The organism is Streptomyces sp. NPDC057623 (assembly GCF_042800355.1).
GTDB lineage: Bacteria > Actinomycetota > Actinomycetes > Streptomycetales > Streptomycetaceae > Streptomyces.
Genome location: NZ_JBHVGZ010000006.1, coordinates 49,491 through 67,358 on the forward strand (window position 1 = coordinate 49,491; position 17,868 = coordinate 67,358).

Here is a 17,868-nt window from a genome sequence, read left to right on the forward strand (position 1 = left end):
GGGCACAAGGCCGCCACCGTCCCGAGCCCCCACCCACCCGCAGAGGGCTCAGCCCTCACGGACCGGACCGGGAATCGTCAGCCCGTACGAAATTCGAGCACGAGCCCGCCACCGTCCCAAGCCCCCACCCACCCGCACGGGGCTCAGCCCTCAGGTTTGTCAGCCCGTCCGGCGTTTGAGGACGAGGCCCTTTCGGGACCGAAAGCGGGGGGCTGGGGGCGGCAGCCCCCTGGGATGGGACGGGTAGGGGCGGCGGGGGCGAGGAACCCCTACTTCACCGAACCCGCCATGACGCCCTGCACGAAGTGCCTCTGGAACGCGAAGAACACCACCACCGGCACCACCAGCGACACGAACGCCCCCGGCGCCAGCACATCGATGTTGCTGCCGAACTGCCGTATCTGCGACTGGAGTTCCACGGTGAGCGGCTGCGACGCGCTGTCCGCGAACAGCAACGCCACCAGCATGTCGTTCCACACCCACAGGAACTGGAAGATGGCCAGCGAGGCGATCGCGGGCCGCCCCACCGGAAGCACCAGCCGGGTGAAGATCCGCCACTCGCTGCCCCCGTCCATCCGTGCCGCCTCCAGCATCTCCTTCGGCATCTCGGCGAAGTAGTTCCGCAGCAGGAACACCGCGAACGGCAGCCCGTACGCCACATGGAAGAGGACGACCCCGGGAATCGTGCCGAACAGCCCCAGCTGGCCGAAGAGTTTGGCGACCGGGAGCAGGCCGATCTGCACGGGGACCACCAGCAGCGCCACCACGACCAGGAAGATCGCCTCACGCCCGGGGAAGTCCAGCCATGCGAAGGCGTACCCCGCGAGCGCCGCGAGGACGACGACCAGCGCAGTCGCGGGCACCGAGATCAGCACGGTGTTCCAGAAGGCCTGGCTGATCCCGGCGTTCCCCAGCAGGGCCGAGTAGTTGTCGAAGGACAGCTGGCCCGGAGTGGTGAACACCGTCCACCAGCCGCCCGTGGCCGTGTCCTCGGCGGACCGCAGGGACGACACGAACAGCCCGGCGAGCGGTGTCAGCCACACCAGCCCGACCACCACGAGAAGCGCCTGGACGAGCCCGTTGCCCAGCCCACGCCTGACCGCGTTCATCGCTGACTCCCTCGGAAACGGCGGACGTTGAAGACCATGGCCGGGATGACCAGCAGCAGAAGCAGGACGCCCAGCGCGCTGCCCAGCCCCTGGTTGTTGCCGCCGCCGAACGACACCAGCCACATCTGCGTCGCGAGCACGGTCGCGTCCTCCTGCACCGGCCCGGGCGCGATGATGTAGACGAGGTCGAAGACCTTCATCACGTTGATCACGAGGGTCACGAAGACCACCGTCAGGACCGGCGCCAGCAGCGGCACCGTGATCCGCCGGAAGATCTGCCACTCGTTCGCGCCGTCCATCCGCGCCGCCTCCAGCGCGTCCCGGGGGAGGGCCGAGAGCCCGGCGCCGATCAGGACCATGGCGAAGCCCGTCCAGATCCACAGGTACGCCCCGATGATCGCCGGTGTCACGAGTGTGGGACCGAGCCAGGAGATGCCCTCGTAGGGTGCGGCGAAGTTCGAGGCCGGCAGCTTCACCGTGTACGAGCCCTCGCCCAGCCCCTCGAAGCGGAAGGAGCCGTCGGACGCCGTGGTCGTCGAGGCGACCGCCTTCCCGGCCCGCACCGCCTCGACCGTCATCTCCGGCAGCCCGCGCTCCCGCCGGTCGACCTTGCCCTGCTCCCCTCCCCCACCGGGCGTGAAGTCGAGGTACACGACGCCGCGCAGCTCACCGGGGCCCGCCTGCTGCCCCGCTGCCGCATAGGCCGGCTCGGTGCCCCCGGGCAGGTCGTCGGGCAGGACGCCGACCAGACCCAGCGTCACCGCCTCGCCCGGCGACGCGGTCGCGCTGGTGCGGTACGAGCCGTCCGTCCCCTTCGCCAGTCCCTGCCCGTCGCGGGCCCGGGCCGTCGGATACGTCGACGTGCCCTGGAAGGCGTCGTGCACGGAGACGGCCGCGGCGTTCAGCACGCCCTTGTCCGGGTCCTCGTCGTACGCGAGCCGGAAGATGATGCCGGCCGCGAGGAAGGACACGGCCATCGGCATGAACAGCAGCAGCTTGAACGCGGTGGCCCAGCGGACCTTCTCCACCAGCACGGCCAGGATCAGGCCGAGGCCCGTGAGCAGGGCCGGGGCCACCACCACCCAGATCGTGGTGTTGCGGACGGCCTTGAGGGTGGCCGGGTCGCGGAACATCTCGGCGTAGTTCTCGCCGCCCACGAACCGGGTGCCGGAGGCGTCGAAGAAGCTGCGTCCGACGGAGAAGAGCACGGGGTAGACGACCAGCGCGCCCAGCAGGAGCAGCGCGGGGAAGACGAAGAGCAGGGCGATGATCCGGGCGCGCCGCCGGGTGCGCCGGCTTCGCGCCTGGCCGGCGCCCGCGGAGGGCGCCGGGCTCGTCTCTTTCACGAGTGTCGCGGCCATGACCGGTCAGCCCTGGCCCTCGTACGCCTTGGCCGCCGCGGCCTCCAGCTGCGCCGCGGTCGCCTTCGGGTCCGACGGGTCGCGCAGGAAGTCCTGGAGGAGCTTCCACTCGCCCGCGCCCTTGGTACCGCCGAAGGCGGCCGGGGCCTGGTCGGACATGTCGAAGCGGACCGAGTCGCCCGCCGAGACGAGGGACTTGGCGGTCGCGCGGGTGACGTCGTCGCCGTAGGACGCGAGGTCGAGGTTCTTGTTCGGGGACAGGAAGCCGCCCGCCTCGGCCCACACCGCCGCGGCCTCCGGCGTCGCCAGGTACTCCAGCAGTGCCATGCCGGCCTTCTGGTTCTTGCCGTCCTTCAGGACGACGGCCGCGTCGCCGCCGCTGACCACCGGCGCCTTGCCGCCGCCGACGGCCGGGAAGGGGAAGAAGTTCGCGTCCTCGCCTATCGACTTGCCGAACTGGTCCTTGGCGACGCCCGCGACGAAGTCGCCCTCGTAGACCATGCCCGCCTCGGGCTTGGGCCCGAACACCTTCTCCACCGAGCCGGGGAAGTCGGTGTTGAGGGCGCCCTTCTGCCCGCCCGCGATCAGCTGCTTGTCCTTGAACAGCTTGCCGAGGGTGGTGAGCGCCTCGACCACCGACGCGTCGGTCCACTTCAGCTTGTGTGTGGCGAGGGCGTCGTACTTCTCGGGTCCGGCCTGGGAGAGGTAGACGTTCTCGAACCAGTCGGTGAGGGTCCAGCCGTCCTGCCCGGCGACCGAGAAGGCGGCGAGGCCCGAGTCGGAGACGGTCTGTCCGGCCTTCAGCATGTCGTCGTACGACTTCGGCGGCTCGACGCCCGCCTGGGCGAGGGCGTCGGGGCTGTACCAGACGGTCGACTTGTGGGCGGCCTTGAAGTAGAGGCCGTAGAGGGTGTCGTCGACGCTGCCGTAGTTCTTCCACACGGGTGCGAAGTTGGCGTCCACGGACTGCTGGGCGGTCTTGGACAGCGGCTTGAGCCAGTCGCTCTTCGCGAACTGCTGGAGCACGCCGACCTGGGGGACCATCACCACGTCGGGGGCGTTGCCGCCCTCGATCTTGCTGCCGACGACGGTGGAGACGTTGTCGCCGGTGGACGTGAACTGGGTCTTGGCGCCGGTCTTCTCGGTGAACGCGTCGAGCACCTTCTGGAAGTTCTTCTGCTCGGTGCCGGACCAGACACCGGCCACGGTGACCGTCTGTCCGCTGAGCGCCTTGTCACCGCCGCCCGCGGAGACCGGCCCGCCGCCGCAGGCGGTCGCGCCGAGTGCCAGGACGAGAGCGGTACAGCCGGTGAGCAGGGTGGTACGTCGTCGCATCATCATCGATGTCCCTTCGAGGGTGGGGAATTGACGGAGGATCAGGACGGGCCGAGGGGGCGGGGAGGTCAGGCGAGTGCGGGCTCGGCTGTTCCGTCGCTCATCCACCAGGCCGCCGTGGAGCCGGGCAGTACCCCGGCCGGGCAGGGGCCGCTCGACAGCAGCGGGGTGCCGGAGACCGGCGCGGGGGTGGGTGCCGTGCCGAAGTTGACGGCGCAGACGAGGCCGTCGCCGCGGACGAAGGCCAGGACGCCGGGCGGGCTGTCCAGCCAGCGCAGCGTGCCCTCGCCCAGCTGGGGCAGTGCGTCGCGCAGTTGCAGGCCGTCGCGGTAGAGGTGCCAGAAGGAGCGGGTGTCGGCGAGGGCGCGGTCGGTGGCGTACTCGGCGAAGTACTCCGGCTGTGGCAGCCAGGGCTTGGCGCTGTCCGCGCCGGAGGTGAAGCCGAAGGGCGACGCCTGTCCCGACCACGGCAGCGGCACCCGGCAGCCGTCGCGGATACGGGCCCGGCTACCGGTGCGGCGGAAGATCGGGTCGGTGAGCACGTCGTCGGGCAGGTCGACGACCTCGGGCAGGCCCAGTTCCTCGCCCTGGTAGATGTACGCGCCTCCGGGCAGCGCCAGCATCAGCAGCGCGGCGGCGCGGGCGCGGGCGGCGCCGAGGCCGCTGCCCTCGGTGGCGGGTTCGCCGTAACGGGTGACGGTGCGGACCTGGTCGTGGTTGTTGAGGACCCAGGTGACCGTCGAGCCCGTGCCGGCTATGTCCTGCATGGCCTCGGAGATGACCTTGCGGAAGGCGTCGGCCTCCCAGGGTGCGCTGAGCAGGTCGAAGAAGAAGGCCTGGTGGAGTTCGTCGGGGCGGACGTACCGGGCGTGTTCACGCGCGGTGGGGACGGACACCTCGCCGACGAGCAGCCGCTCGCGGCCGTCACCGGCGGTGTACTCCTCGCACAGGGAACGCCACCGGCGCCACACCTCGTGCACCTCGGGCTGGTTCCAGGCGAGCGGGTTGACCGAGTCGCGGGTGCGGGCGTCGGCCTCCGGGTCGTCCGAGTCGGGCAGCTCGGGGTGCTTGAAGAGACCCGCGGCGACGTCGATGCGGAATCCGTCGATGCCCCGGTCCAGCCAGAAGCGGAGGATGCGGTCGAACTCGGCGCCGATCTCGGGGTTGCGCCAGTTCCAGTCGGGCTGCTCGGGCGCGAACATGTGCAGGTACCACTGGCCGGGCCGCCCGTCCGCCTCGGTCACCCGGCTCCAGGCCGGGCCGCCGAACATGGAGTGCCAGTTGTTGGGCGGCTCGGACCCGTCGGGGCCCCGGCCGTCGGCGAAGTGGAAGCGGGCGCGGGCGGCGCTGCCGGGTTCGGCGTTGAGCGCCTCCTCGAACCACGGGTGCTCGCTGGAGCAGTGGTTGGGGACGATGTCGAGCAGCACCTTGACGCCGAGCCGCCGAGCCGCCGCGACCAGCTGGTCGAACTCGGTGAGGTCACCGAAGAGCGGGTCGACGCCGCAGTAGTCGGCGACGTCGTAGCCGTGGTCGTGCTGCGGCGAGGGATAGAAGGGGCTCAGCCAGATCCCGTCGACCCCGAGCTTCTTCAGATACGGCAGCCCGGCCCGGACGCCGGCGAGATCACCGACACCGTCGCCGGTGCTGTCGAGGAAGCTGCGGACGTACACCTGGTAGATCACCGCGTCGCGCCACCAGTGGTGCCTGTTCAATCCATTGCCCTGTCTGTGCATGGGAACTGCTGCATGGGAACTGCTGCATGGGTACTGCTGCATGGGAACTGCAGAACTCGTTATGCATGCATGTTAAGTAGGCGTGTCGCGAGGGTGTCAACGAGTAAGACGCAAGCTACCGAAGAGTTCGCCAGTAAAATCTGGACTTATCCACCAGAAACGACCCGAGAAGAGACCTCGGCGTTACTTAACAAGTAACTATCGAGAGGAGATGGCGTCGAGCTCCCGCGCCAGCCGCCGCACCGCCGACTCGGGCGTCTCACGCCCGGTCATCGCGTCGTGCACGACCGCCTGCACGACCAGGCTCACCTGGTCGTAGCGCGGGCTCTCGGGGCGCGGCGCGGCCGTCCGCACGCTCTGGCGCAGGGTCGGCAGATACGGGAACTGCCGCACCAGCCCGGGATCCTCGTACAGGTCGGCCCGTACGGGCGGCAGGGCGCCGCGCGTGAGGACCTGGCGCTGGACGCGCTCACTGGTCAGGTACGCGATCAGCCGCGCGGCCGAGTCGGGGTGCCGGGCGTGGGTGCTGACGGCCAGGTTGGACCCGCCCAGCACGCTCCTGCCCGGCCCGTCCGGACCCGGCAGCGGCACGGCCCCGATCTTCCCGGAGACCGGTGAGCCCTTGGCCGACGCGCCGACATAGGCGTACGGCCAGTTGCGGAGGAAGAGCAGGCGTCCGTCCTGGAAGGCCTGCTTGGACTCCTCCTCCTTGTAGGTCAGCGCCCGCTCGGGGATCCAGCCCTCACGCACGCCCCGGGCGAGGAAGCCGATGCCCTCGCGGGCGGCCGTCGAGTTCACGGTGACGCGCTCGCCCTCGTCGCCGAGGATCGAGCCGCCCGCCGAGTAGACGGCCTCGGCGGCGTTGACGGTGAGGCCCTCGTACGGCAGGAACTGGCCGGCGTAGCCGTCGAGGCCGTACTTCGGCGCGATGGTCTTCGCGGCCCGTTCCAGTTCGGCCCAGGTGCGCGGAGGAGCGACGCCCTCCTTGGCGAGGATGTCCTTGCGGTAGAGGAGCAGCCCGGCGTTGGTGACGTACGGGACCGCGTAGAGCTGTCCGTCGTAGGTCGCCGTGTCCACGACCGGCGGCAGGAAGGTGTCCAGCGGGAAGCGGTCGCGCGCCAGCGGACGGATCCAGCCCTGCGCCGCGAACTCCGAGGTCCAGCTGACGTCGATGTTGAGGATGTCGAAGCGGCTGCGGTCGCCGGCGCGCAGGTCGGTGGTCATCTGCGCGTGGGTCTCGTCGGCGGAGTCGGGCAGCTCGACGAGGGTGACCTTCTCGTCGGGGTGGGTACGGTTCCAGCCATCCAGGACGGAGCCGAGATAGCCGGTGAGGTCGCCGGCGGTGGCGAGGGTCATCGGCCCCCGGCCCGCCGCGGGACCCTCGTCGGCACGGGCGCCGGCGGCGACGTAGCCGGTCAGGATCACAACGAGGACGAGAAGGCCCCTACCGGCGGCGTGGATCCACCGCATAGGTTCCTCCCTGTACAACCCTGTACAACTGGCGCCGAACATCTTTGTCCGGGGTCAGAGGCCATGTATACCTGTTAGGTATGCGCGATACTAGGCCTCGCAGCACATTAACCATGATGCGAGGAGGAGAGCACGAGTGCGGCTGCCCCTCCTGGCCCTGCTGGCGCGCGGCCCGGCGCACGGCTACGAGCTGAAGCAGGACCTTGAGCAACTGCTGGGCTCCGCGTACCCTCAGCCGAACGTCGGCCAGATCTATGTGACCCTCGGCCGTCTCGAGAAATCGGGGCTGATAGAGGGCGAGGACGTCGAGCAGTCGAGCCGGCCCAACAAGAAGGTCTACCACCTCACCGACGCCGGGCGTGAGGCGCTGCGCGCCTGGTTCGAGGAGCCCGAGGACGAGCCCCGGGTGCGGGACGAGTTCTTCATGAAGCTGGCCGTCGCCCCGCAGACGGGTCTCGCCGACCAGATCGCCCTCATCAACAGACAGCGGCGCCAGTACTTGAACACCATGCGTCAACTGTCCAAGCTGGCCGCCGCCGAGGACCGGGACAACCGCATCGCCCATCTGCTGATCGAGGGCGCGATGCTGCACCTTCAGGCCGATCTCGACTGGCTGGAGCGGTGCCAGGAAGAGCTGGAGGAGCTGGAGTGAGCGACGATTCCACTCCTGGGCCGCGCGCCGACGGTCCCGCGTCGGAGGCGGGGAGCCCTGTGCTGCGCTCCGAGAGCCTGGTCAAGACGCATCACGGCGAGGGCGCCCCGGCGCATGCCGTGCGGGGCGTGGATCTTTCCGTCCGCAAGGGCGAGTTCGTGGCGGTCACCGGCCCGTCCGGTGCCGGTAAGTCGACCTTGCTGCATCTGCTGGGCGGATTGCAGCGGCCCGACAGCGGCAGCATCTGGCTGGACGGCGAGTGCGCGGACCGGTGGAGCGAGGCCCGCTGGGCGGTGGAGCGCAGGAAGCGCATCGGGATCGTCTTCCAGTTCTTCAACCTGGTCTCCGACCTGTCGGTCGCCGACAACGTGGAGCTGCCCGCGCTGCTGGCCGGCGTCCCGCCGAAGCGGGCGCGCGCCGAGCGGGCGGAGCTGCTGGCCGAGCTGGGCCTCACGGGCAAGGAGCGGAGCATGCCGGGCGAGCTGTCCGGCGGCGAGCAGCAGCGGGTCGCGCTGGCCCGGGCCCTGGTCAACCGTCCGCCGCTGCTGCTGGCCGACGAGCCCGCGGGCAGCCTGGACAGCAAGGGCACCCGTGAGGTGATGCGGCTGCTGTCCCGCTTCCACCAACGCGGCCAGACGATCGTGCTGGTCACGCATGATGCGCGGCTGGCGAGCGCGGCGGACCGGGTGATCAGTTTCTTCGACGGCAGGATCGCCGACGACGCCGAGCTGGACGGCGGCACACCGCCGCGCCGGACCGGGATATCGGGTGTGCTGGAGCTCAGGGACTGAGATGCGAGCCACCCTGCGCTGGGCGCACTCCGATCTGCGCACGCACCGCGGCGAGGCCCTGTTCCTCGTGCTCGCCACGGCCGGGATCGTCGTCTCCCTGCTGCTGGCCACGGCACTCTTCGGCTACGCCACCAACCCCTGGCAGCGCGTCTTCACCCAGGCACACGGCGCGCACGTGTGGCTGCACACCGGTTCCTCGGCGGACACCGGGAAACTGGCGGAGCTGGACGGCGTCGAGTCCGTCGCGGGTCCCTACCCCACCACGTCCACCACGCTCGCCTCCCGGGGCACCCGTGCCTCCGTCGAACTGCGCGGCACTCCCGAGCGCCCCACCGTCGGCCGCCCGCTCCTCACCTCCGGCCACTGGCTGGACCCCGCGAACCCCGACGGGGTGGTCCTGGAGACCCGCCTGGCCCGCGCCCTCCTGGCCGCCCCCGGCGACACCCTCACCCTGCCCGGCACCGACCGGACCCTGACCGTGCTCGGCATCGCCGACAGCGCCGAGCCGCGGTACCGGCCGGGCGAGCAGCCGGGTCTCGTCTGGGCTCCGCCGTCCGCCGTGCGCGACCCGGGCGGCCAGGTGATCGGGCTGCGCCTGACGGATCCCGACGACACGGACTACGCCGTCCAGCGCGCCGTGACCGTGCTGGGCGCCGGCGCGGTCAGCGAGGTCTCCACCTGGAAGCAGGGGCGCGCCGAGGCGCAGGGCGACACCCGGCTGCTCGGCCAGGTGCTGGGCCTGTTCGGGCTGGGTGCGCTGGTCGCCGCCGGGCTCGCCGTGCACGGGGCGATCGGCACCCGCATCCGCGGCCATCTGCGGGACATCTCGGTGCTGAAGGCGATCGGCTTCACACCGGGTCAGGTGGTCCGCGTCTTCCTGCTCCAGCATCTCGCCTACGCACTGCTGGGTGCGGTGGCCGCCGCGGCCGTCATCCAGGGCCTGGGCAGGCTGATCCCGGGACGGCTCGGGGACGCCGTCGGGGTGTGGCAGGGGCTGCCCGGGAACACCGTGGCGCTGGTCGTGGTGCCGGTGGGAGCCGTGCTGTTCATCGGCGCGACCACGGGGCTCGCGGCGTGGCGGGCGGGGCGGGTGCCCCCGGTGCCGGTGCCGCGGCCCGCCGCTCCGCTCGGCGGGCGGCTCTCGGGCGTGGCCCGGCGGGCGCTCGGGCTACGGCTGCCGCCCGCGCTGGTCCTGGGCTGGCACCGGGCGTTCACACGCAGGCTGCGCTCGCTGGCGACGGTGGCCCGGCTCGCGCTGCCGCTGCTGCTGATCGTGGTGGCGATGAGCGCGTGGACCACGATCGAGCGCTTCGACGGCAGGCCCGACCAGATCGGCCTGCCGACCGCCCTCACCGTCCATGCCGACTCCGGCCTGGCCGACCGCGACACCCGCGCGCTCCTGGAACGTGACCCGCAGGTCGCCGCCGCCTACCCGGGCGTCGAGGTGGCCGCCCTGGTCCCGGGCCAGACGGCCACGATCGCCCTGCGCGGCCTCGGCACCCGCGCGGAGCCCTACCCGTACGCCCTGGCCGAGGGCCGCCCGGCACAGGGCCGCGACGAGGCCGTGGCCGGAGAGGGCCTGCTCGATCTGCTGGACGTACGGGTCGGCGACTGGGTACGGATGACCGTCGGGGAGCAACCGCAGATCCTGCACATCGTGGGCCGCAGCATCGAGCCGGAGAACGCCGGCCGGGTCATCTCCACCTCCCTGGACACCCTCCGCGAGAACGACCCCGGCCTCGGCCCCACCCTCTACGAGCTGCGACTCGACCCGGGCGCGGAGCCCGACCGGGTCGCCGAACGGCTGGTCACCGCCGGGCACGGCCGCCTGGACGTCCACGCCGTACCCAACCCCGCCGACGGGCTCTCGCCCCTGCGCGGAGTCGTCGTGGGCCTGATCGCCGTCCTCGCCCTGATCGGGCTCATCGAACTGCTGACCGCGATCGGTGGCAGCGTGCGGGAGGGCGAGCGTGACCTGCTCGCCCTGAAGGCCATCGGCCTCTCCCCACGGCAGATCACGGCGATCACCGTCACATCCACCGCCTGCACCGCCCTGGCGGCGGTCGTCATCGGTACGGCCCTGGGCACGCCCCTCGCGCACTGGCTGATCGACGCTCAGGGCAGATCGAGCGGCATCGGCGCCGGGATCGCCCAGGGTCCGCCCGCCGCTCTCCTGTCGCTGTTCGGCGTGGCGGCCGTCGCCGGGGCGGCCGCCCTGGCCGCGGTCCCGGCCTCCCGCGCGGCCCGCCGCCGCCTCGCGGACACCCTGAGCGCGGTCGCCTGACCTGCGGCCTACCGCGGACTGTGCGGGGGCGGCGGGTGGTACGGGTTCCGCGGTCCCGGAGCGTACGGATCGCCCTGCGGAGGCCGGCCGTAGGGGTTTCCGACCGGCGGGCCGTACGGGTTGCCCTGGGGCGGCACGACGCCGTTCGGCGCGTAGGGCGGTGGCGGCGGGGTCGGCGTCCGAGCCGGGGTGGGATGGGACGGCAGGGTGGCCGGGTGGGCCGCGAGCCGTATGCCGTACCGGCTCCTGAGCCGGTCCATCTCCAGCAGGGCGATGCCCGTGACCGTGATCGGGGCGCCCAGGATGAAGACGAAGCCCAGGGCAAGGCCGAGACCGTGCAGGTCACCCGTGACGAGGTCGGGGATGGCCATGAGCCAGGCCGTCACCGTGGCGAGCAGCGGCGGCAGACAGCGGTGCACGACCGCGGTACCGAAGAAGTTGCCCGAGATCCGGTAGGCGCCGGCGATCACGAAGAAGGCCATCCAGAGCCCCACGATGCTGGTCAGCAGCCCCCCGAGCGTTCCGAAGGCGTCCCCCAGCCGGAAGATCAGCACCGTCCCGAGCGCCGAGCCGATGAACAACAGCAGCAACTTCAGTGACCTGACGAGCGGCTCCCGCAGCTGCGCCACCGTGCCGGCGCCAGAACGCCGCCAGAGGTAGAGCATCACGCCGACCGTGAGCGGCGTGATGAACAGCAGGACGACACAGGCGGTCGCCGCGTTGTTCATCATCTCGTCGAAGGCGAAGCCGCCCTCGACGAAGGTGTAGACACCGAACGCCGCGACCGCGCCGGCGATGACGCGCGCCTTCTTGAGCGCGTCCACCGACGGATCCAGGGACTCCGGGATCCAGGACGGATGAAACACCGCCCGCGCGACATGATGAGGCTTCAAAAACGACCTGGCGGTCAGGGAACCGCCGGCCCAACTCCCGTGCGGATACGTCAACTTGCACTCCCCCGAGTGATCGTTTTCATGATCAGCGGGGAAGTCTACGGGAAGCGGACGACCACGCCCCGCCCGCGTCCCGTATCAGCGATCCCAGGCGCCCCCGTCACCGCCGGCCGCGCAACTCCCGGTACGTGGCGACCAGTGCCTTCGTCGACGCGTCCAGCCCCGGCACCTCGGCGCCCTCGGTCAGCGCGGGCTCGACGCGCTTGGCGAGGACCTTGCCGAGCTCGACGCCCCACTGGTCGAAGGAGTCGATGTTCCACACCGCGCCCTGCACGAACACCTTGTGCTCGTACAACGCGATCAGCTGACCGAGCACCGACGGGGTCAGCTCGCGCGCGAGGACCGTGGTGGTCGGGTGGTCGCCCTTGAACGTCTTGTGCGCCACCAGCTCCTCGGGCACCCCCTCGGCGCGCACCTCCTCCGGCGTCTTGCCGAAGGCCAGCGCCTGCGTCTGCGCGAAGAAGTTCGCCATCAGCAGGTCGTGCTGCGCCTTGAGTTCCTCGCTCAGCTCGGCGACCGGCTCGGCGAAGCCGATGAAGTCCGCCGGGATCAGCTTGGTGCCCTGATGGATCAACTGGTAGTACGCGTGCTGCCCGTTGGTGCCCGGCGTGCCCCACACGACCGGCCCGGTCTGCCAGTCGACCTCCCGGCCGTCGCGGCCGACGTACTTGCCGTTGGACTCCATGTCCAGCTGCTGCAGATACGCCGTGAACTTCGACAGGTAGTGGCTGTACGGCAGCACCGCGTGCGACTGGGCGTCGTGGAAATTGCCGTACCAGATGCCCAACAGACCCAGCAGCAGCGGCACATTGGACTCCGCGGGCGCGGTGCGGAAGTGCTCGTCGACGGTCCGGAAGCCGTCGAGCATCTCCCGGAAGCTGTCCGGCCCGATGGCGATCATCAGGGACAGGCCGATCGCCGAGTCGTACGAGTAGCGGCCACCCACCCAGTCCCAGAACTCGAACATGTTGACCGTGTCGATGCCGAAGTCGGCGACCTTCTCGGAGTTCGTCGACAAAGCCACGAAGTGCTTGGCGACGGCCTCGGGGCCGGCGTTCAGCCCGGTGAGGAGCCAGTTGCGGGCCGAGGTGGCGTTGGTGATCGTCTCGATGGTGGTGAAGGTCTTCGAGGCGATGACGAACAGCGTCTCCGCCGCGTCCAGGTCACGCGTGGCCTCGTGCAGGTCGGCCCCGTCGACGTTCGACACGAAGCGAACGGTGAGGCCGCGGTCGGTGTAGCTGCGCAGCACCTCGTACGCCATCGCCGGGCCGAGGTCGGAACCACCGATGCCGACGTTGACGACGTTCCGGATGCGCTTGCCGGTGTGGCCGGTCCAGGCTCCGGAGCGGACCCGCTCGGCGAAGTCGGCCATCTTGTCGAGGACGGCGTGCACCCCCGGGACGACGTTCTCCCCGTCGACCTCGATCACCGCGTCACGCGATGCGCGCAGCGCGGTGTGCAGCACGGCGCGGTCCTCGGTGGTGTTGATCTTCTCGCCGCGGAACATGGCGTCCCGCAACCCGAACACGTCCGTCGCGGCGGCCAACTCCCGCAGCAGCCGCAGCGTCTCGTCGGTGACGAGGTGCTTGGAGTAGTCGATGTGCAGGTCGCCGACCTGGAGCGTGTACCCCGCGCCGCGGCCCGGGTCGGCGGCGAACAGCTCCCGCAGCCGCACGTCGCCGAGCTCCTCGCGGTGCTTGGCCAGGGCGGTCCACTCGGGCGTCTGGTTGAGCCTGGTACGGCCGTCTGCGTTCATGTCCGACTTCAGCCTTCTTTCGTGCCTGTCCCAGCTGTTCCAACCTAGTTGATCAGCGCGGGTCGCGAGCCGTTGCGGCGTCGTCGTCCGGCGCGACAACAGATACGTCCGGCTCGCGCACAGGTATCAGCGCGGTGAGGGCCAGCACGAAGAAGGCCGCCGTGAGCAGGGGCGGGGTGTTGAGTCCCCAGGCGGTGGCGACGGCGCCGCCCAGCAGGGCGCCGAGGGGTACTCCGGCGAAGGCCAGGGTCCGGAAGGCCGAGGCCACCCGGCCCAGCTGCCCGGCGGGGCTGCGCCGCTGCATGAGCGTCGTCGTGTTGACGTTCCACACCATGCCCATGAGCCCGAAGACGACCATGGCGGCCACCAGCAGCGCCAGGCTGCGCACGGTGCCCATGACGACGAGGGACGCGGTCTGCACCGAACCGGCCAGCAGCACGGCCCGGATCGTGCCCAGTCGCTTCACGATCCGGCCGTTCACCACTCCCCCGGCCAGACCCCCGACGGTGAACGCGGCGCCCGCCGCCGCGTATCCCACCGGACCGGCGTCCAGCCACCCGGTCACCAGGACGACCAGGGTGGCGAGCTGGGCGCCCATACCGATGTTGCACAGGGCGGTGGCGGCGCACAGGCCCCGCAGGGCCCGGTCGCGCCACAGGGTTCGCAGGCCTTCCGCGATCTCCCGGCGCAGGGTGCTGCCCGCGGGCGCCGGCTTCCGCTCGGGCGCCTCGGTCGGCAGCGAGGCCACCAGCGCGGCCGCCACCAGGTAGGTACCGGCGTCGGCCGCGAAGGGAACGGCGGCCCCCGCCGCCAGCAGCACCGGCACGAACGGCCCGCCCACCAGTCCGCCGGCGATGCGCTGGCCGGTCATCAGGCGGGCGTTCGCGCTGCCGAGGGCGTCTCGGTCGACCAGCACGGGGAGCAGGGCCGTGGCGGCGTTGTCGAACAGCGTCTGGAGTGTGGTCAGGGTGAAAGCCAGCGCGATGAGCAGGCCGATCGAGGCGTGCCCGAGCGCCACGGCCACCGCGAACGCGGCGACCAGCAGTCCCCGTAACGCGTCCACCGTCCACATCGCGCGCCGCTGGTCCACCCGGTCGGCGACGGCACCGCCGAGCAGCCCGAAGACGATCCACGGCAGATAGCCGCAGGCGGTGACCGCAGCGATGAGCAGCGGCCGGTCGGTCAGCGTCACGGCGAGGAGCGGCAGGGCGGCCGTACGCAGGGAGTCACCGAAGCTGGAGAGCACGGCGGCGCTCCACAGCCGCCCGAACCCCCCGCGCCACGCGGGCGCACGCACTCCCACAGCGTCAGCCGTCGTCACAACTCCCCCTCGGTCCATCGATGCAGAAGATCGATACACAAACCGTAGAGGGCACCACTGACAATCGGCCTCGGAGCGGGAGGCCGCCACCGGCAGACCGGTGCGTCATACAGGTCCGGCCAGGCACCCGTGGGCGCCCGGCCGGTCCTCAACTCCTAGATTTCGCCCCGCAGTTTGGCGAGTGCCTCGGCGAGGATCGCCTCGCCGTCCGCGTCGCTGCGCCGTTCCCGTACATACGCCAGGTGCGTCTTGTAGGGCTCGGTGCGCGGCGGGTCCGGCGGGTTGTCCCGGTCCTGTCCGGCGGGGAAGCCGCAGCGCGGGCAGTCCCAGGTATCGGGCACCTGCGCGTCGCTGGCGAAGCTGGGCTGCGTCTCGTGCCCATTGGAGCACCAGAAGGAGATGCGGAGACGCGGCGCGGACTCGCCGCGCTCGGCCTCGCCCATCGGCCCCGCCCCGACCCGGCTTCCTCGGATCGCGTTGCCACTTGCCACGGTCGTAACTCCCTGCGTGATGGTGCCGCAAAGCGAGTCGGCTTCGCTTCGCTGCGAGCGCCTCAGTCTACGTAAGGCCCAACGCGCGTCCAGTGATTGGAGTTACAGAGCCCTCACACCTAGACGCAAGCCCCATGATAGGCCGCGCTCAGCTGCGCGTACCGAACATGGGGCCTTACGTGCGGATTGTGCGTCCCGGTCAGTTGTTCACCTTCATCAGGATGCCGAGTACGACGATGCACGCGAACCACAGAAGACCAACCACAACGGTGATCCGGTCGAGGTTGCGCTCTGCGACCGAGGAACCACCGACGGACGACTGCATGCCGCCACCGAACATGTCGGAGAGGCCGCCGCCCTTCCCCTTGTGCATCAGCACCAGCAGCATCATCAGCAGGCTGAAGACGATCAGGGCGATCGAGAACCCCATAACCACGGCTGGACCAACTTCCTCGGATCTGGATAGACGACGGGGGCCGAAGCTCCTTTTGAAAGCCTCCGGCCCCCGCAAGGGTACGACGGATCGCCGTTACCGCATACTCACTGGTCGCGGAACCGAACGATCTTGACGAACTCGTCGGCGTCCAGCGAGGCACCGCCGACCAGAGCGCCGTCGATGTCGGCCTGGGCCATGATCTCGGCGACGTTGCCCGACTTCACCGAGCCGCCGTACTGGATGCGGACCTTGTCGGCCAGCTCCTGCGAGTACAACTCGGCGACCTTGCCGCGGATGGCGGCGCAGACCTCCTGGGCGTCCTCGGCGCCGCAGACCTTGCCGGTGCCGATGGCCCAGACGGGCTCGTAGGCGATCACGATGGTCTCGGCCTGCTCGGACGGGAGGTCCTTCAGACCGCCCTCGACCTGGGCGAGCGTGTGCGGGACGGCGTTGCCGGCCTCACGGACGTCCAGTTCCTCGCCGACGCACATGATCGGGGTGAGGCCGTGCTTGTAGGCGGCCTTGACCTTGGCGTTGACGATCTCGTCGGTCTCGGCGTGGTACTGGCGGCGCTCGGAGTGGCCGATCGCCACGTACGTGCACTTCAGCTTGGCCAGCATGGAGCCGGAGATCTCGCCGGTGTAGGCACCGGAGTCCTGGGCCGAGATGTCCTGGGCGCCGTACTTGATCTTCAGCTTGTCGCCGTCGACCAGGGTCTGCACGGAGCGCAGGTCGGTGAAGGGCGGCAGGACGGCGACCTCGACGGCGTCGTAGTCCTTGTCGGCCAGGGCGAAGGCGAGCTTCTGGACGTGGGCGATGGCCTCGAGGTGGTTGAGGTTCATCTTCCAGTTGCCCGCCATAAGCGGCGTGCGCGTGCTCATCAGGTTCAGTCCTCCAGTGCGGCGAGGCCGGGGAGCGTCTTGCCCTCGAGGTATTCGAGGGAGGCGCCGCCACCGGTCGAGATGTGGCCGAATGCGGTCTCGTCGAAGCCCAGGGTGCGGACGGCCGCGGCGGAGTCGCCACCGCCGACCACGGTGAAGCCCTTGGAGTCGACGAGGGCCTGGGCGACCGCCTTGGTGCCCTCGGCGTAGTCGGGGTGCTCGAAGACGCCCATGGGACCGTTCCAGAAGACGGTGGCGGCGTCGGCGAGCTTCGAGGCGTACAGCTTGTGGGTCTCCGGACCGATGTCCAGGCCCTGCTGGTCGGCGGGGATGGCGTCCGCGGCGACGGTCGTGGGGTTGGCCGGGGCCTTGGTCTTCAGGTCCGGGAACTCGGCGGCGACCAGGACGTCGACCGGCAGGACGATCTCGACGCCGTTCTTCTCGGCGCGCTCCAGGTACTCGGTGACGGCCGGGATCTGGTCCGCCTGGAGGAGGGAGGCGCCGATCTCGTGGCCCTTGGCCTTGAGGAAGGTGTACGCCATGCCACCGCCGATGAGCAGCCGGTCGGCCTTGCTGAGGAGCTGGTCGATGACGGCGAGCTTGTCGGACACCTTGGCGCCGCCGAGCGCGACGACGTACGGCCGCTTGACGTCGGCGGTGAGCTTCTTCAGGACGGCGACCTCGTTCGCGATGAGGTAGCCGGCGTAGTGCGGAAGCCTGCCCGGGAGGTCGTACACGGAGGCGTGCCCCCGGTGCACGGCGCCGAAGCCGTCACCGACGTAGACGTCGGCGAGGGCGGCGAGCCGGTCGGCGAAGGCGGCGCGCTCGGCGTCGTCCTTGCTGGTCTCGCCGGCGTTGAAACGGAGGTTCTCGACGACCGCGACCTGGCCGTCGGCGAGGCCCGCGACCACGGCCTGGGCGGACTCGCCGACCGTGTCGGTCGCGAACGCCACGTCGGCGCCGAGGAGTTCCCCGAGGCGCGCGGCGGCCGGGGCGAGGGAGAAGGCGGGGTCCGGGGCGCCCTTGGGGCGGCCCAGGTGCGAGGCGACGACCACCCGGGCACCCGCCTCGGCCAGTGCCTCGACGGTGGGCAGGACGGCGCGGATACGGCCGTCGTCGGTGATCGAGGTGCCGTCCAGCGGCACGTTCAGGTCGGCGCGGACGAAGACCCGCTTGCCGGCGACGCCTTCGGCGAGAAGTTCGTCGATCGTCTTCATGAAGGGAACTCCTGAGGAGGGCTCGTGATCTCTCGTGATCGCTCGGAAGCGCTCGTGATCCAACAGGTCTGATCTGCA

Annotated in this window: 15 protein-coding genes; 3 read left to right on the plus strand and 12 right to left on the minus strand. The window is 70.6% G+C overall.

Going from position 1 to position 17,868, the window contains the following annotated elements; all coding sequences use genetic code 11:
- Positions 1–269: 269 nt before the first annotated feature.
- From ACFU95_RS08810 to ACFU95_RS08830, 5 genes are all read right to left on the minus strand, one after another.
- On the minus strand, positions 270–1,109 hold the full coding sequence (locus ACFU95_RS08810) for a carbohydrate ABC transporter permease (protein ID WP_383823811.1): 840 nt from the start codon (positions 1,107–1,109) through the stop codon (positions 270–272).
- Entirely contained in the window at positions 1,106–2,470 is a 1,365-nt protein-coding gene (locus ACFU95_RS08815; RefSeq protein WP_383823814.1) for an ABC transporter permease subunit, read from the minus strand. The genes ACFU95_RS08810 and ACFU95_RS08815 overlap by 4 nt, the downstream gene beginning before the upstream one ends.
- Before the next feature lie 6 nt (positions 2,471–2,476).
- Positions 2,477–3,808 (minus strand): ABC transporter substrate-binding protein, encoded by a 1,332-nt coding sequence (locus ACFU95_RS08820; RefSeq protein ID WP_383824338.1) that lies wholly within the window; start codon positions 3,806–3,808, stop codon positions 2,477–2,479.
- 65 nt (positions 3,809–3,873) lie between these two features.
- The gene (locus ACFU95_RS08825) at positions 3,874–5,538 is read right to left on the minus strand and encodes a glycoside hydrolase family 13 protein (RefSeq protein WP_383823816.1); all 1,665 of its coding nucleotides are present in this window, start codon (positions 5,536–5,538) and stop codon (positions 3,874–3,876) included.
- 198 nt (positions 5,539–5,736) lie between these two features.
- Complete coding sequence (locus ACFU95_RS08830; protein WP_383823818.1) at positions 5,737–7,008, minus strand: ABC transporter substrate-binding protein; 1,272 nt, start codon at positions 7,006–7,008, stop codon at positions 5,737–5,739.
- 136 nt (positions 7,009–7,144) lie between these two features.
- Between ACFU95_RS08830 and ACFU95_RS08835 the strand changes: the two genes are divergently transcribed.
- From ACFU95_RS08835 to ACFU95_RS08845, 3 genes are read left to right on the plus strand one after another with little or no spacing between them, the layout of a single operon-like run.
- On the plus strand, positions 7,145–7,660 hold the full coding sequence (locus ACFU95_RS08835) for a PadR family transcriptional regulator (RefSeq protein ID WP_048585079.1): 516 nt from the start codon (positions 7,145–7,147) through the stop codon (positions 7,658–7,660).
- Positions 7,657–8,451: an ABC transporter ATP-binding protein gene (locus ACFU95_RS08840; RefSeq protein ID WP_383823822.1), complete on the plus strand. Its 795-nt coding sequence runs from the start codon at positions 7,657–7,659 to the stop codon at positions 8,449–8,451. The genes ACFU95_RS08835 and ACFU95_RS08840 overlap by 4 nt, the downstream gene beginning before the upstream one ends.
- Position 8,452: 1 nt before the next feature.
- Positions 8,453–10,735: an FtsX-like permease family protein gene (locus tag ACFU95_RS08845; RefSeq protein WP_383823825.1), complete on the plus strand. Its 2,283-nt coding sequence runs from the start codon at positions 8,453–8,455 to the stop codon at positions 10,733–10,735.
- Between the two features lie 8 nt (positions 10,736–10,743).
- Here ACFU95_RS08845 and ACFU95_RS08850 read toward each other — a convergent pair whose 3' ends face one another.
- The 7 genes from ACFU95_RS08850 to ACFU95_RS08880 all read right to left on the minus strand — a co-directional run bounded on the left by ACFU95_RS08850 (position 10,744) and on the right by ACFU95_RS08880 (position 17,790).
- The gene (locus ACFU95_RS08850; RefSeq protein ID WP_383823828.1) at positions 10,744–11,682 is read right to left on the minus strand and encodes a hypothetical protein; all 939 of its coding nucleotides are present in this window, start codon (positions 11,680–11,682) and stop codon (positions 10,744–10,746) included.
- Between the two features lie 106 nt (positions 11,683–11,788).
- Positions 11,789–13,444: a glucose-6-phosphate isomerase gene (gene pgi / locus ACFU95_RS08855; protein ID WP_383823831.1), complete on the minus strand. Its 1,656-nt coding sequence runs from the start codon at positions 13,442–13,444 to the stop codon at positions 11,789–11,791.
- Between the two features lie 52 nt (positions 13,445–13,496).
- Complete coding sequence (locus ACFU95_RS08860) at positions 13,497–14,783, minus strand: MFS transporter (RefSeq protein ID WP_383823834.1); 1,287 nt, start codon at positions 14,781–14,783, stop codon at positions 13,497–13,499.
- Positions 14,784–14,920: 137 nt separating this feature from the next.
- Complete coding sequence (locus ACFU95_RS08865; protein ID WP_003957010.1) at positions 14,921–15,256, minus strand: RNA polymerase-binding protein RbpA; 336 nt, start codon at positions 15,254–15,256, stop codon at positions 14,921–14,923.
- 199 nt (positions 15,257–15,455) lie between these two features.
- On the minus strand, positions 15,456–15,686 hold the full coding sequence (gene secG / locus ACFU95_RS08870) for a preprotein translocase subunit SecG (protein ID WP_029181151.1): 231 nt from the start codon (positions 15,684–15,686) through the stop codon (positions 15,456–15,458).
- 110 nt (positions 15,687–15,796) lie between these two features.
- Entirely contained in the window at positions 15,797–16,573 is a 777-nt protein-coding gene (gene tpiA / locus ACFU95_RS08875; protein WP_383823837.1) for a triose-phosphate isomerase, read from the minus strand.
- 5 nt (positions 16,574–16,578) lie between these two features.
- Positions 16,579–17,790: a phosphoglycerate kinase gene (locus tag ACFU95_RS08880; protein ID WP_383823839.1), complete on the minus strand. Its 1,212-nt coding sequence runs from the start codon at positions 17,788–17,790 to the stop codon at positions 16,579–16,581.
- Between the last annotated feature and the right edge of the window lie 78 nt (positions 17,791–17,868).

Bases quoted from the DNA above. Each gene is read 5' to 3' on its own strand.
- ACFU95_RS08810 (WP_383823811.1), bottom strand. From the start codon at position 1,109: ATGAACGCGGTCAGGCGTGGGCTGGGCAACGGGCTCGTCCAGGCGCTT.
- ACFU95_RS08815 (WP_383823814.1), bottom strand. From the start codon at position 2,470: ATGGCCGCGACACTCGTGAAAGAGACGAGCCCGGCGCCCTCCGCGGGC.
- ACFU95_RS08820 (WP_383824338.1), bottom strand. From the start codon at position 3,808: ATGATGCGACGACGTACCACCCTGCTCACCGGCTGTACCGCTCTCGTC.
- ACFU95_RS08825 (WP_383823816.1), bottom strand. From the start codon at position 5,538: ATGCACAGACAGGGCAATGGATTGAACAGGCACCACTGGTGGCGCGAC.
- ACFU95_RS08830 (WP_383823818.1), bottom strand. From the start codon at position 7,008: ATGCGGTGGATCCACGCCGCCGGTAGGGGCCTTCTCGTCCTCGTTGTG.
- ACFU95_RS08845 (WP_383823825.1), top strand. From the start codon at position 8,453: ATGCGAGCCACCCTGCGCTGGGCGCACTCCGATCTGCGCACGCACCGC.
- pgi (WP_383823831.1), bottom strand. From the start codon at position 13,444: ATGAACGCAGACGGCCGTACCAGGCTCAACCAGACGCCCGAGTGGACC.
- ACFU95_RS08860 (WP_383823834.1), bottom strand. From the start codon at position 14,783: ATGGACCGAGGGGGAGTTGTGACGACGGCTGACGCTGTGGGAGTGCGT.
- secG (WP_029181151.1), bottom strand. From the start codon at position 15,686: ATGGGGTTCTCGATCGCCCTGATCGTCTTCAGCCTGCTGATGATGCTG.
- tpiA (WP_383823837.1), bottom strand. From the start codon at position 16,573: ATGAGCACGCGCACGCCGCTTATGGCGGGCAACTGGAAGATGAACCTC.
- ACFU95_RS08880 (WP_383823839.1), bottom strand. From the start codon at position 17,790: ATGAAGACGATCGACGAACTTCTCGCCGAAGGCGTCGCCGGCAAGCGG.